General features: G+C 63.2%; 11 protein-coding genes. 9 read left to right on the top strand and 2 right to left on the bottom strand.

Annotation, left to right across the window (positions count from 1 at the left end):
• Positions 1-232: 232 nt before the first annotated feature.
• Positions 233-1744 carry a DUF1800 family protein gene (locus NE852_RS12635; protein WP_258156591.1) on the top strand — a complete coding sequence of 504 codons (1512 nt, stop codon included), beginning with the start codon at positions 233-235 and terminating at the stop codon, positions 1742-1744.
• Between the two features lie 11 nt (positions 1745-1755).
• Positions 1756-2928: a DUF1501 domain-containing protein gene (locus NE852_RS12630; protein ID WP_008535029.1), complete on the top strand. Its 1173-nt coding sequence runs from the start codon at positions 1756-1758 to the stop codon at positions 2926-2928.
• A 308-nt stretch (positions 2929-3236) separates the two neighbouring features.
• Here the strand turns inward: NE852_RS12630 and NE852_RS12625 are convergent, their stop codons facing one another.
• Complete coding sequence (locus tag NE852_RS12625) at positions 3237-3824, bottom strand: hypothetical protein (RefSeq protein ID WP_008535037.1); 588 nt, start codon at positions 3822-3824, stop codon at positions 3237-3239.
• 26 nt (positions 3825-3850) lie between these two features.
• Positions 3851-4237, bottom strand: coding sequence for an acyl-CoA thioesterase (locus tag NE852_RS12620; RefSeq protein WP_008535039.1), 387 nt, complete (start codon positions 4235-4237; stop codon positions 3851-3853).
• 271 nt (positions 4238-4508) lie between these two features.
• Between NE852_RS12620 and NE852_RS12615 the strand changes: the two genes are divergently transcribed.
• The 7 genes from NE852_RS12615 to NE852_RS12585 all read left to right on the top strand — a co-directional run bounded on the left by NE852_RS12615 (position 4509) and on the right by NE852_RS12585 (position 13302).
• Positions 4509-6329 (top strand): methyl-accepting chemotaxis protein, encoded by a 1821-nt coding sequence (locus tag NE852_RS12615; protein ID WP_008535042.1) that lies wholly within the window; start codon positions 4509-4511, stop codon positions 6327-6329.
• Positions 6330-6907: 578 nt separating this feature from the next.
• The gene (locus tag NE852_RS12610) at positions 6908-8476 is read left to right on the top strand and encodes a heme peroxidase family protein (protein WP_245270823.1); all 1569 of its coding nucleotides are present in this window, start codon (positions 6908-6910) and stop codon (positions 8474-8476) included.
• Positions 8477-8833: 357 nt separating this feature from the next.
• On the top strand, positions 8834-10195 hold the full coding sequence (locus tag NE852_RS12605; protein ID WP_008535046.1) for an extensin family protein: 1362 nt from the start codon (positions 8834-8836) through the stop codon (positions 10193-10195).
• A 111-nt stretch (positions 10196-10306) separates the two neighbouring features.
• Positions 10307-10654 (top strand): hypothetical protein, encoded by a 348-nt coding sequence (locus NE852_RS12600; RefSeq protein ID WP_008535048.1) that lies wholly within the window; start codon positions 10307-10309, stop codon positions 10652-10654.
• Positions 10655-10850: 196 nt separating this feature from the next.
• On the top strand, positions 10851-11483 hold the full coding sequence (locus NE852_RS12595) for a TetR/AcrR family transcriptional regulator (protein WP_008535051.1): 633 nt from the start codon (positions 10851-10853) through the stop codon (positions 11481-11483).
• On the top strand, positions 11480-12616 hold the full coding sequence (locus NE852_RS12590) for an NAD(P)/FAD-dependent oxidoreductase (protein WP_258156589.1): 1137 nt from the start codon (positions 11480-11482) through the stop codon (positions 12614-12616). Before NE852_RS12595 ends, NE852_RS12590 begins: the two co-directional genes overlap by 4 nt.
• A gap of 65 nt (positions 12617-12681) precedes the next feature.
• Positions 12682-13302 (top strand): hypothetical protein, encoded by a 621-nt coding sequence (locus tag NE852_RS12585; RefSeq protein ID WP_258156588.1) that lies wholly within the window; start codon positions 12682-12684, stop codon positions 13300-13302.
• Positions 13303-13312 lie beyond the last annotated feature (10 nt).

The following is a 13312-nucleotide window of genomic DNA, read 5'->3' as shown; positions in this document are numbered from 1 at the left end:
CTTCATTTTCCGGGCATAAACTTCAGCCTTTTCAATAGATTACAAATCGTCCATGTCTTGATATCGCCCCATTTCCTACAGAATGCGGTCGCAATCGGCTGGCAGCCTGTCACCTCAAGCATTTCCGAGCCACGGAGATGCTCCTGACTTTTGCTTTTGCGCAATTCCGAATGCAAAGCGCGCTCAGCGCATTTGCTGGAATTGCTCGGGCAGCGATAGGAGGTGACAGGCCATGAGCCTCTCTTTCCCGACGATGGCGGCGATCCGCTTCGGCTATGGCTTGCGGCCGGGCGAGACGCCGCCGCAAAGCAAGGACGAGCTGATCGGCCAACTCGGCCAGGGCGTGGCGGCGACACCGGACTTTCCGCTCGGCGGCAACGACATGCGCCATCGGGCGATCCTCAGCCTGCAGGAGCAGCTGAAGCAGATCCGCGAAGACGCCAAGACGGTGACCGACGATCCGACCCGGCGCGAGATGCGTAAGGGCGTGCAGCGGCAGGCGCAGCAGCAGTTTCAGCACGATGCGAACCTGCGGCTGATGCAGGCGGTGCTGTCGCCTCTCGGCTTTTACGAGCGGCTGGCGACCTTCTGGACCGATCATTTCTCCACCAGCGCCAACAAGAGCCTGCCGATGCGCCTCATCGTGCCGCTCTACGAGGCGGAGGCGATCCGGCCGTTTATCTCTGGCAAGTTCGGCGAACTCCTGCGCAACGCCACGGCCCATCCCGCGATGCTGATCTATCTTGATCAGGCGGATTCGCTCGGGCCGGATTCGGCCGGCGGCATGAAGCGCAACAAGGGACTGAACGAAAATCTCGGCCGCGAGCTTCTGGAACTGCACACGCTCGGCGCCGGCAGCGGCTATACCCAGGCGGATGTGACGGCAGCCGCCATGGTGCTGACGGGACTTACCATCGACCGCCGGGAGATGGACATCGCCTTCCGGCCGAATATTTCCGAACCCGGCGCGCATAAGGTGCTCGGGGTCAGCTATGGCGGACGCAGGCGCTCGCGCGACGATTATCTCGACATGCTCGACGATCTCGCGGCCCATCCGAAGACGGCGGTCCATATCAGCCGCAAGCTCGCGGTGCATTTCGTCTCCGACCAGCCCGACGAGGGCATGGTGGCCGATATGGCCGCGGCCTGGAAGAAGACCGATGGCGACCTGACGGCCGTCTATGCCGCGATGCTCGACCACCCCGCCGCCTGGCGCGACGAGGGCGCCAAGGCGCGCCAGCCTTTCGACTATGTCGTTGCGGGTCTGAGGGCGCTGAATGCGGGTCCGGTCAACGGCGCCGTCGGCAGCTTCCTGGCGGCCAACCAGCAGGGCACCGAGGAGGGCGACATGGCGGCCAACACGCCCGGCATGGCGGGAGCGCCGGTGACGACCGATCCTGCCGGCGAGGCGAGGGACAAGCGGCTCAAGGCCTTCCGGACGGCGCGGGCGCTGGGGCAGGGGGCGCTGAAGCGCATGGGCCAGCCGACCTGGCTGCCGCCGAGCCCGGCCGGTTTCGAGGAAGGCTTCTCCGCCTGGATCACGGGCAGCCAGCTCGCCGAGCGGCTGGCCTGGGCAAGGCGGGCGTCGACGCAATTCGGCCGCGACGAAGATCCGCGCGAGTTCCTGAAATCGACGCTTGCCGATGCGGCGCGCGACGAGACGATCCGCGTGGTGTCGCAGGCGCCGAACAAGATCAGCGGGCTGACGCTGGTGCTGGCATCGCCCGAATTCAACCGCCGATAGGAGTTTCCCATATGACCAGGATCTCGCTCTCCCGCCGCGGTTTTCTCACCTCCGCCTGCTGTCTTGCCGCCGCGCCCGTCTTCACGCCCGTCACCTTTGCGGCGATGCCTGGTGATAACCGCTTCGTCACGATCGTGCTGCGCGGTGCAATGGACGGGCTTGATCTGGTGCAGCCCTATGGTGATGCCGGTTTTGCGGCGCTTAGGCCGACGCTGGCGCTGACGCCCGAGACCGGGCTTCTCGATCTCGACGGGCATTTCGGTCTCAATCCGGCCGCTGCCGATCTGATGCCGCTGTGGAAGAGCGGCGAGCTTGCCTTCGTGCACGCCGTCTCGACGCCCTATCGCGACCAGCGCAGCCATTTCGACGGGCAGGACATGCTGGAATCGGGCGGCGAGCATGTCGCCGAGGAAAAGACCGGCTGGCTGAACCGGGCGCTTGCCGTCATTCCCCGCTCGGATGCGCGCAAGGCGATCGACGTCAATACCTCGACGGAACTGATCCTCTCCGGGCCGAACAATGTCGATGTCTGGGCCTCGGATTCCAATCTGGCGCCGGCGCGCGACGAGATGCAGTTCCTGTCGCGGCTCTATGCCGGCGATCCGCCCTTCGCGGCGGCCCTTGCCGAGGCGACGCGGGCCGACAGCGCGGCGATGATGGTCGAGCCCGATGGCCAGCGTGGTGAGAAGACCGCCGATGTGGCGGCGCTCGCGGCCAATATGCTGAAGGGCGATTATCGTATCGCCAGCTTCTCGATCACTGGCTGGGACACGCATATCGGCCAGAGCGGTCAATTCAAGCGGCCGGCGCAGGATCTGGCGCAGGCGATCAACACGCTGAAGACGACGCTTGGGCCGGAGATCTGGGCAAAGACCGTGGTGCTCGCCATGACCGAATTCGGCCGCACCGTGCGCCAGAATGGCTCCGATGGCACCGACCACGGCACTGGCGGCTGCGCCCTGCTGTCAGGCGGCGCGATCAACGGCGGCCGCATCCTCGGGCGCTGGCCTGGTGTCGGCGACGGCCAGTTGCTGGACGATCGCGATCTTATGCCGACGGCCGATGTGCGGGAGGTGGCGGCGGCGATGCTCTATCGGCAGTTCGATGTCGGTGTGGACGATCTGACGGGGAAGATTTTTCCGGGGCTGAGGTTTGATAAGGGGTCGCAGTTTTTGAAGGTGTGAGGCGGGTCTGCTTCCCCTTCTCCCACCGGGGAGAAGGTGGCCCGAAGGGTCGGATGAGGGGGGCGCGCGTTACACCATTCATTGCCCTTCGCTTGCGCTCCGTGCATTGGCGGCTTTGCCGCTCACCCCCCTCAGCTGCCCTGACGGGCATCGACCGGGGTCGAGCCACGGGTGTCGTCCCGTCCTTCGGACCCCCGCTGGGGCGAAGAGGGAGCAAGCGGCTGCCCGGCCCTTCGCTTCAAGCTCAGGGCGTTCGTCGCTGCAATCGATTCACTGGATCGATTGCTCGGGCTTCGCCCGATCGCTCCTCACCCCAAGACATCATAAAGCCGGAAGATGAAGCTGATCTGGTAGAGCAGGTTGGCGATGATGAAGATCGTGTGGAAGCGGCGGTTTGCGGTCCAGGCGGCGATGGCGCAGAGCAGGATGTAGGCGATGTTGCGGGCGGGATATTCCCAGCCGAGCGAGAGGATGCGGTCATGTCCCTTGATCGCCGTGTCGAGCATATCGACGGCATAGGTGAGCGCGAGGACGCCGAAGAACCATTTGCGCCTCGAGATGAAATATTCCTCGTAGCCGCCATATTCGTCGAGCGATGCCGGGAAGAGCAGGGCGCAGAGCAGGAAGAATAGGCTGCAGAAGCAGACGAGGAAGAGATAGATGCCGAAGCCGATGACCGGCACGGCCTGCAGGCGATATTCCCACCACCAGATATGGATGATGAAGAGGAACAGCGACAAGGCCCAGCCGAGGTGAACGAGATAGACCTTCGCCTTGCCGGGATGCTGGACGATGCCGGCAACGCCGGTAAGCAGCCTCGCCAGTGAAAGGCTGATGACCATGCCCATCACCACCTTGATGTGAAGGAAGACCTCCGGTGAGCTGACGGCTTCCATGGCTTATCCCCTCGCATTCAAACTTGTCACTCCGCGGGGACGGCCTTGGGTTTGCCCTCTTCGTCGAGCGCCACCATGATGAAAGTGCCGGCGGTGACCTTTTCCTGCTGGTTATACCGCGAGCGGTGCGCCCAGGCTTCGACGATCAGCGTGATCGAGGTGCGCCCGACGCGCTCGACATCGGTATAAACAGACAGCGTATCGCCGATCTTGACCGGCAGCTCGAAGGCCATTTCCTTGACCGCGGCGGTGACGACACGACCCTTGGCGCGCTCGGCGGCGCGGATGCCGGATGCAAGGTCCATCTGCGCCATCACCCAGCCGCCGAAAATATCGCCGGCCGGATTGGCATCGCCGGGCATGGCGAGTGTGCGCAGCGTCAGTTCGCCTCTGGGCTTGGCGGTGTCGGTCATGGAAAGTTCCCTCAATATCCCGATACGATTCTGCGGCCAAGGTTAGGCGAACTCGGTGTCTGCACCAATCCTTTTCGGTGAGAGGGCCGGCTGCGGAACAAATATGGCAGCTCGCGGCGATTTAAATTCCGTTCGATTTCAGTCGGTTGAAATTTGCAACCGTTATCTCACCTTACGTTATGTGAGAACCCACTAATCCAACTTTACCGTCCGGTAATTCAGCTGTTCCAGTATGTGACGAATTGCAAATGTAAGAATCGCTGGGAACCTCATGCGCAACGTCAAGATTTCCACCCGCCTTTACTGCCTCGTCGGTTTCACGCTCGCCGTGCTGGCGTCGACGATGGTCTTCTTTCTGAACTATTCCTATTCCGAGCTGCAGGCGGAGCGGAAGGCGGGGTTGGAGAAGATGGAGGCGACGGCGCTCGGCATCTTCGACAAATATTACAAGATGGAGCAGGCGGGCACGATGACCCGCGAGCAGGCGCAGGCGGCGGCCAAGGACGTGATCGGCGCGATGCGCTACGGCGCAGACGGCTATTTCTGGATCAACGACATGCGTCCCTTCATGGTGATGCATCCGATCAAGCCGGCCTTGAACGGCACCGATATCTCCCAGATGAAGGATCCCACCGGCAAGTTCCTGTTCGTCGAATTCGTCAACAAGGTGAAGAAGGACGGCAAGGGCTTCGTCGATTATTACTGGCCGAAGCCGGGCGCCGATGAGCCGGTGCTGAAATATTCCTACGTCGCCGGTTTCGAGCCCTGGGGCTGGATCGTCGGCACAGGCGTCTATGCCGACGACCTTGCGGCGCTCTATCGGCAGAACGCGATCTGGGCTGCCGCTCTTTGCCTGCTCGGCGCCGCGGCGACGCTCGCGATCGCCTTTGCCATCGTGCGCAGCGTGACGACGCCTGTCGCCCGGCTGAAGACGGCGATGAGCGCCATCGCAGCCGAAGAAGCATCGGTGGAGATATCAGGCAGCGAGTGCCGCGACGAGATCGGTCAGATGGCCAAGGCGCTGCTGGTGCTGCGCGATTCCGTCGACGAGCGCAGCGCGCTGCGCGGGCGGGAGGATGAAAGACAGCGGCAGATCGAGGCGGAGCGTCGCGGCAACGAGGCGAACCTGCGTTCGGCCTCCGAACGGCAGACCCAGGCGATGCAGGCGCTCGGCGTCGGACTGGAGAAGCTTGCGGGCGGCGACCTGACGGTTTCGATCGGCGATATCGGCGAGGATTATGCCAAGCTGCGGGGCGATTTCAACGCTGCCGTCGATGCTCTGAACGGCGTCATCCAGGCGATCGCCGAATCGAGCCATATCGTCAACGACAGCGCTTCCGACATCAGCGAGGCGACCGGCAACCTGTCGAAGCGCACGGAACAGCAGGCGGCCGCCCTCGAAGAAACGGCGGCGGCGCTCGATGAGATCACCGCGACGGTCAAGACCGCCTCCGAGCGGGCGAACGAGGCGCGGGAGATGGTGGCCGAGACCAAGGCGAGCGCCGGACGTTCGGGCGATATCGTCCGCAATGCGGTGACCGCGATGGGCCGGATCGAGGAATCCTCGAGCCGCATCAACCAGATCATCTCCGTGATCGACGAGATCGCCTTCCAGACGAACCTTTTGGCGCTGAACGCGGGCGTCGAGGCGGCGCGCGCCGGCGAGGCGGGCCGCGGCTTCGCCGTCGTCGCCCAGGAAGTGCGCGAACTCGCCCAGCGTTCCGCCAATGCGGCCAAGGAGATCAAGGAGTTGATCAGCCGCTCGGCGTCGGAAGTCGAGGGCGGGGTTGCTCTTGTGCGCTCGACCGGCGATGCACTGCTTGAGATCGAGGCGCTGGTCAACCAGGTCAACGATCACGTCGCCTCGATCGCGACGGCGGCGCGCGAGCAGGCGACCGGGCTCAACGAGATCAACAGCTCCGTCAACCACATGGACCAGATGACCCAGCAGAATGCGGCGATGGTCGAGGAGACGACGGCGGCAAGCCGCACGCTCGCCGACGAAAGCACCCAGCTGAAGACGCTGCTCGCAAACTTCCGCCTGCGCGCGGCCGGACAGCGTGCCGAGGCGAGGTATACGCGAGCCGCGTGAGAGGCGGAGCCGCCAACTCCTCCTTCGTCATGCTCGGCCTTGTGCCGAGCATCTGCCTCCGATCGGCAGGGCAGCAGATCCTCGGCACAAGGCCTGGGATGACGTCGAGTAAAAAAGCGAGACTACCAAACAAACCGAAGAGCCGTCGCGACGGCTCTTTTTGTTGCTCCGGTATCATGCGATCGGATACCGCAATCGCATCGCCTGCATGATCCTTTCGACTATAGGGGATCGTCGATGGCCGGAATTCCAAGATTTTCAGGCCGATATACCTGAGAGAACTGCTTGGTAAAAGGTAGTGGATTCAATCATTAAGCGAATCTCATTGCAATTTACCTTCCGTTATGCTTCATTCAGGTTGTAGTTGAGGGCAGGGCATTTCGAGGATAGCGATCGCTATCCCAACGGAAGCCACCATATTCTCCAATTTCTCATACTATCCGGGACCACGGCCGCGGCAGCCTTGGCATGGCCGCCGTCTGCCTCCTGAATTCGTGCATCTCGGTTTCCGCATCTGACATCGCTGCCCCTCATCGCACCGCTGCCGCATTCCAGTTCAGTAACCGAGGGAGGCCGAAATGGCTCGCAGCAAGCATGGTTCGCCAGTAAGAGGCATGGATAGCGTCGCGCATTCGAGTGTTCGCGACCAGAGGTTCGGGAGGATGTTCCGCAACCTGCCGGCCGCCGCATTTACCGAGGACGCGCTCACCGACCTTGCGAAAACGATGTTCCAGGGGGAGTTCGCCGAAAAGATCGAAGAGGGAAAACCAGTCGATGTCGCGCTGAACGAGAGGGAGCCAGAAGACGAGAACCCGACAATCCCTGCCGGCTTCACCTATTTCGGCCAGTTTCTCGATCATGACATCACCTTCGATCCGGTGTCGTCGCTCGACCGCTTCAATGATCCCGATGCGCTCCAGGATTTCCGCACGCCGCGGTTGGATCTGGACTCGGTCTACGGATCGGGACCGGCAGATCAGCCCTTCCTCTATGAGGACGACGAGCTTCATCTGCTGCTCGGGGATGACAAGGACTTCGACGGCACGAGGAGAAACCGTCCCGACTTGCCGAGGAACACTGCCCCGATCCGCCGCGCCCTGCTCGGCGATAAGCGCAACGACGAAAACCTGATCGTGTCGCAGCTCCACGCGACCTTCCTCAGATTTCACAACAAGGTCGTCGATACGCTGCGCAGCCGCGATTTCGAGCACTGTCAGCAGACGGTGCGCTGGCATTACCAATGGATCGTCCTGCATGATTTCCTGCCGCGGATTCTGGGGAAGGAGACCTACGAGCGCGTCATCGTCGGGAGAGGAGAGAAGCCCAATATCCGCTTCTACAATCCGCAAGGCCGATACGCCTTCATCCCGGTCGAATTCTCGGTGGCGGCCTACCGCTATGGTCATTCGATGGTCAGGCCGAGCTATTCGCTCAACAGGATCGTGACAAAGCCCGACCCGATCGAGCAGCCGTTCAGAGGGAAAATGGCTAAGTTCCATCGTATTCCGATTTTCTCCCTCACCGATGTGGTCGAACACCCGCTGGCGAATTTGAACGGCTTCCGCGAGCTTCCTGGCTTCTGGCCGATCGACTGGGCTTTCTTCTTCGACGGGGTCGCCCCGGATGGAGAGCCGCCGGCCGGCGCCGTTCTGCCGCAGCCTTCCTACAAGCTCGACACGACGCTGGTCGATCCACTGACGAGCCTGCCCGATCACCAGCACGAACCGATCAAGATCCGCAGGGCGCTCGCCGCTCTCAACCTGCTGCGCGGCTGGCGGCTCGGACTGCCTTCCGGCCAGGCGGTGGCGCGCCATATGGAGATGGAGGCGCTGTCGGACGAGCAGCTGTTCGACAGCGAGGATGCCGACAGGAAGCGGGCGCGCGCCGCCGTGCTGAACGACCATCCGGCTAGCTTCAAGGAGAATGCGCCGCTCTGGTTCTACGTCCTGCGCGAGGCAGAGATATTCGGAAACAGCCAGCATCTCGGGCCGGTCGGCGGCACGATCATCGCCGAAGTCCTGGCCGGCCTCATTCGCGAGGATCGCCATTCCTTCCTCGCCCAATGGCCGAAATGGCGGCCGACATTGCCGGGCGCGGTGGCGGGTCATTTCACCATGGCGGATTTGATCAACTTTACGAACGGGTAGCTGACCCCGACGACAAAATGCGGCGTGCCAGCCCGACCCGGCTGGCACCACCGACGTTCGGGCCCATAAACGGGGCGAGGGTGTGTCGCGCCCTCTCGATTCTCTCGGGGAGAAGAGAATTTGCCGCTGCCTCTCCGTTCCTCCCAGCCTTCTGTAAGGCACGTTTTCCTATCCCGCTAGCAGAGGTCAGGCACAAACCCAAGCATGACGAAAGAGCAGTGTACCGAGGGCCGCACCCGCGGCCTTTTTTCATGTCCGCCACGCTCGAATTCCGCAGGTAAGTTTTCGTTCACCGTTTTTAATTAAAATTGGACCGAGTTTTTTCGGTCACTGCCGGCCTGTGGAAGCGATAAGAGTATGGCGTTTGTTTCCTTTCCTCGGCGATTCCTCCTGCCTGTGCTGCTCTCGGCGGCGCTGACGACCTGTTCGATCAGCGATGGGCTCACGCCGCCGGCCAATGTCGACAACGGGACCAGGGTCAGCTCGATCTCGCGGGTGCCGGCGGCGCGGATGGCGCGCGCCGAGCGCCTTGCGCCGGCGGAAAGCCAGGCCTCCTATCCCGTTTCCAGCGTGCCTGCCGGCAATTCGCAGGGCTCCGTCGATTACCTCGATACCCCGAACCTTGCCGGCACCGGACATCCCGCGCTGACGCAGTCAGCGCCGGGGACGCAGTCAGCGCCGGGGACGCAGTCAGCGCCGGCGGGGCGGGCAGCGCGTGGCGCCCGCCTGCCGATGATCGACAGCGACGAGGCGATGGCGGCAGGCCAGCAGAGCGGCAACTGGGGCGGTACGCAGAACCTCGCGATCCCGTCGGGCGGCGTCAACATGGATGAGGAGCTCGGGGCCGAGCCCGTGGTCGGGCTGGCGCAGGAGCAACAGCAGCAGATCGCCGAAGGCAATGCCACCGAGCCGGTGGTCGACGGCATCGGCACCGATAGTCCGACGCAGCTCAATCAGCCGATGCGCCAGCCCGCGCAGCAGGCAATGCCGCAGCCGGCAGCACGGACCGAGTTGAGGAGGGCGCCTGCCTGGAGCGACGGCAGCCCCGTCGTGGCGCCGGGCCGCGTGCCTGAAGAGGACGAAAGCCAAGAGGTCGCGATGCTGCGGCCGAACAACCCGATGATGAGCGAGCCGGCCGCGCCGGTCGATCCGAGCGTCATGCCGGCCTCAGAGCTTGCCTGCCGGCGCGAACTGAAGCGCATGGGCGTGCTCTTCGACGACAAGCCGCCGATCTCGCAAGGGCCGGCCTGCCAGGTGCCCTATCCGGTGTCGCTGAAGGGACTTTCCGGCAATATCGGCGTTCGCCCCGCCGTGACGCTGAACTGCCAGGTGACGCTCGCCTTCGCCAAATGGGTGAAGAACGAACTCGCGCCATCGGCGCGCTATCGCTACTGGACCGGCATCCAGACGATCGAACCGCTCGGCGGCTATTCCTGCCGGCGCATGAACAACAGCCGGCAAAGATATAATCCGATGTCGGAACATGCCCACGGCAATGCGATCGACGTCGGCAAGTTCGTCTTGAAGAACGGCCATGAGATCGATGTGCGCAAGAAGGGCCTGTTCTCCTTCCGCGAAGGCCGGCTCCTGAAGGCGGTGCGCAGCGACAGCTGCCGCTATTTCAACACCGTGCTTGGCCCGGGCAGCAATCCGGAGCACTGGAACCATTTCCACTTCGACCTGCGCTCCCGCAAGGGCGGCAGGGTCTATTGCGATTAGGCCGCGTCCCGTTGCCGCCGCAATTGGGCTCTACCGCCAGAAAAGGGTTCATCCCTGCAGCCGGGCGCGTTATAGATCGGTGAGGCGGATGACCGTTTGCGAGTTTGATCCATGAGCTATGAATTCCACGTCGGCCAGAAGGTCGTCTGCATCAACGATACCTTCAAGCATGTCAGCATCGACCAGCTCATTCGCAAGGGCGAGATCTACACGATCCGCTGGGTCGGCGAATATACCCATTATGTCGACGGCACCTTTATCGGCGTGAAGCTTGCGGAGATCCATCGCGGCAATGACGACGGGCCGGAAGGTTACGGCGCTGCCGACATGCCCTATCGTGCGACGCGGTTCCGGCCGCTGGTAAAGGACAAGATCGCATCGCTGCGAAAGCTGCTGGCGCCTACGCCCGATGCGCCGGTGGAGCCCAAGGAAAAGACCAGGAAGAAAGAGAAGGTCTGAGCGCGGCTCGGCGCGCTGGTATAGGCCGCTCGACTGCCTGATATTCGCGACATGCTCCAAGCGGCAGTTCTTATCTGCAGTCGTGACGCTTGACGCGATGTAACGAACATGTTTGTTACGAACATGTTCGTTATTGGAGTAGTCGTACATGGCGCCGCATGCAAGGAGCCGACGGGAGAGGCCGAGTAAACCGGCTTTGAGCCGCGATGGGATCATCAGCGCCGCGCTGGCGCTTTTCCACGAGGAGGGACTGGCGAAGATCACCATGCGGCGCGTCGCCGCCGTGCTCGATACTGGTCCCGCATCGCTTTACGTCTATATCAGCGACACCGAGGATCTTCACGCAGAGATCCTCGACGCGCTGCTTGCCGGAATTGCCGTGCCGTCTTTGCCGGCCGACTGGCGTGGCCGGCTGAAGGGCACGCTTCGCAGCTATATGTCGGTGCTGTTCGAACATCCGGAACTGGCGCGCATGGCGATGTCGACCATGCCGAGCGGGGCGAACTATCTTGCGCTGGTAGAGAAGACCCTGGCGCTGTTGAAGGAGGGCGGGGTGCAGGATGCCGAGGCGGCATGGGCGGTCGACCTGCTCCTGCTTTATGCCACGGCGCAGGCTGCCGAGAAGGCCGCCTGGAAAGCATCCCCACGCTCGCCATCGGACTTTTCCTCGCTGACGGCGGCGATTGACGCCGCCGATGCCGAGGCCCTGCCGAATATCACGCGGCTGGGCGCCGAACTGCTGTCGGGCCGTGGCGAGCGGCTGGATTGGGGGTTCGATGTACTGATCAACGGCATCTTGATGACGCGGCGCGCGGAGACCAAGGCATGATCACCATTCTCGGCGCCGGCCTTGGCGGGCTCGTTCTTGCCCGCATTCTGCATATCAACGGGATGGATGTGCGCATCTTCGAAAGCGACGCCTCTGCCTCCGCGCGGCATCAGGGCGGCATGCTCGACATGCATGTCGAGACCGGCCAGGCGGCGATCGAGGCGGCCGGCCTCTACGAAGAATTCCGCAAGATGGTCCTGGAGGAGGGCGACGCGTTTCGTATCCTCGACAAGACCGGCAGAGTGCATCTCGCGGAGGTCGGCAACGACCTGCGTCCCGAAGTCGAGCGCGGCCAATTGCGGGCCATGCTGATCGCATCGCTGCCGGAGGGGATCATCCGTTGGGGGCATCGCGCGACGGCGATCGCCGCCGAGGCGGATGGCGCCTATACCATCAGCTTCGCGAACGGGCTATCGGTCCGAACGGACGTGCTGATCGGCGCCGACGGCGCCTGGTCGAAGGTGCGGCCGTTGCTGACCAATATCCAGCCCGTCTATACCGGCCTATCATTCGCGGAAGCGCGTTTGACGGAGGTCTCCTCCCGGTTTCCGGAGCAGGCCGAGATCGTCGGGACGGGGACGATGATGGCGCTTTCCGAGCGCAAAGGCATTCTGGCCCATCGTCAACCGGGCGATGTGATCTGCAGTTACGCCGCCTTCGAGGCGCCGGCCGAATGGTCGGCCGAGGTTACGTCGAAGGCCGGAGGGCTGCTCGAAGACGTGCTGGCGCGGTTCCGCGGCTGGGATCGGCCGCTTGTCGGCCTCATCGCCGGAAGCGACGCGCCATTGGTTGCGAGGCCGCTCTTTGCCTTGCCCGTCGGCCATCGCTGGGACCGCAGGGCGGGCGTCACCTTGATCGGCGATGCCGCGCATCTGATGTCGCCCTTCGCCGGCGAGGGAGCCAATCTCGCCATGCGCGACGGCGCGGATCTGGCGCAGGCGATCCTTGCTCATGACGATATCGAGGCGGCGCTTGCCTCTTATGAAACCGCCATGTTTGTGCGCAGTGAAAGCGCTGCCGGAGAATCGGCCGCGGGTCTTGCAATGTGCTTCAACGATCGGACGCCAGCCCCGGTTGTCGATTTCTTCCGCGGCATGCAGCCGGACGCGCCGGTGTCGATGGGCGGCGGCTGACACGCGATTGTGCCGCTGTTCGGCCTGTGCGACAGTCGGCGCCGTGACACGCCGAGGAGGGGCCGGTGCGGAGGATTTCGGCAATTCTGGCGCTTTGCGCCGCCATCGCCATCGGTATTGCAACAGCAGGAGCGGCGGCCGCCGATCCGCTTGAGTTTAGCTATCGCGGCTGGCAGGTCGATCTCACCAATGCCAGGGGTGCGGAGCCCGACAGGGAGATGGTGGCGGCGGTCAAAAGGCAGCTCGACATCGTCGAGCGCGTCAATCTGAAGCCCGACGTCCTCGCCTTCATGCGGACGGTCCCGATCTGGGCCAATCCCGCCGCCGCGGGCTTCGGGCCTGGCCATTACAGCAGCGAGACTGGCATTGATCTCCGCGTCCGGACCCTCGATGCCGAGAAGCCGATCATCCTGCACGAGCTTCTGCATGCCTATAATGACCGGATGCTGCCCGGCGGATTCGGCAATGGCGACGTCAGGCATTTCTTCCATAGCGGCCGCGGGCTCTGGCCTGATGATTCCTACATGATGAGCAACGACCGGGAATTCTTCGCGGTCACGGCGAGCGTCTACCTCTATGGCGATATCGAGCGGCCGCCTTATTCGCGCAGTCAACTGCGGGAGAAGCAGCCGCGATATTACCAGTGGCTTGCCACCTTGTTCGATGACGGCCGGCCGCGGTCTTAGAGCGCCGTGC

Origin of the sequence: Rhizobium sp. Pop5, from assembly GCF_024721175.1 — a bacterium.
GTDB lineage: Bacteria > Pseudomonadota > Alphaproteobacteria > Rhizobiales > Rhizobiaceae > Rhizobium.
The sequence above is the reverse complement of the archived record's forward strand: the minus strand, read 5'-3'. Positions and strand labels throughout refer to the sequence as shown.

Bases quoted from the DNA above. Each gene is read 5' to 3' on its own strand.
- NE852_RS12635 (WP_258156591.1), top strand. From the start codon at position 233: ATGAGCCTCTCTTTCCCGACGATGGCGGCGATCCGCTTCGGCTATGGC.
- NE852_RS12630 (WP_008535029.1), top strand. From the start codon at position 1,756: ATGACCAGGATCTCGCTCTCCCGCCGCGGTTTTCTCACCTCCGCCTGC.
- NE852_RS12625 (WP_008535037.1), bottom strand. From the start codon at position 3,824: ATGGAAGCCGTCAGCTCACCGGAGGTCTTCCTTCACATCAAGGTGGTG.
- NE852_RS12620 (WP_008535039.1), bottom strand. From the start codon at position 4,237: ATGACCGACACCGCCAAGCCCAGAGGCGAACTGACGCTGCGCACACTC.
- NE852_RS12615 (WP_008535042.1), top strand. From the start codon at position 4,509: ATGCGCAACGTCAAGATTTCCACCCGCCTTTACTGCCTCGTCGGTTTC.
- NE852_RS12610 (WP_245270823.1), top strand. From the start codon at position 6,908: ATGGCTCGCAGCAAGCATGGTTCGCCAGTAAGAGGCATGGATAGCGTC.
- NE852_RS12605 (WP_008535046.1), top strand. From the start codon at position 8,834: ATGGCGTTTGTTTCCTTTCCTCGGCGATTCCTCCTGCCTGTGCTGCTC.
- NE852_RS12600 (WP_008535048.1), top strand. From the start codon at position 10,307: ATGAGCTATGAATTCCACGTCGGCCAGAAGGTCGTCTGCATCAACGAT.
- NE852_RS12590 (WP_258156589.1), top strand. From the start codon at position 11,480: ATGATCACCATTCTCGGCGCCGGCCTTGGCGGGCTCGTTCTTGCCCGC.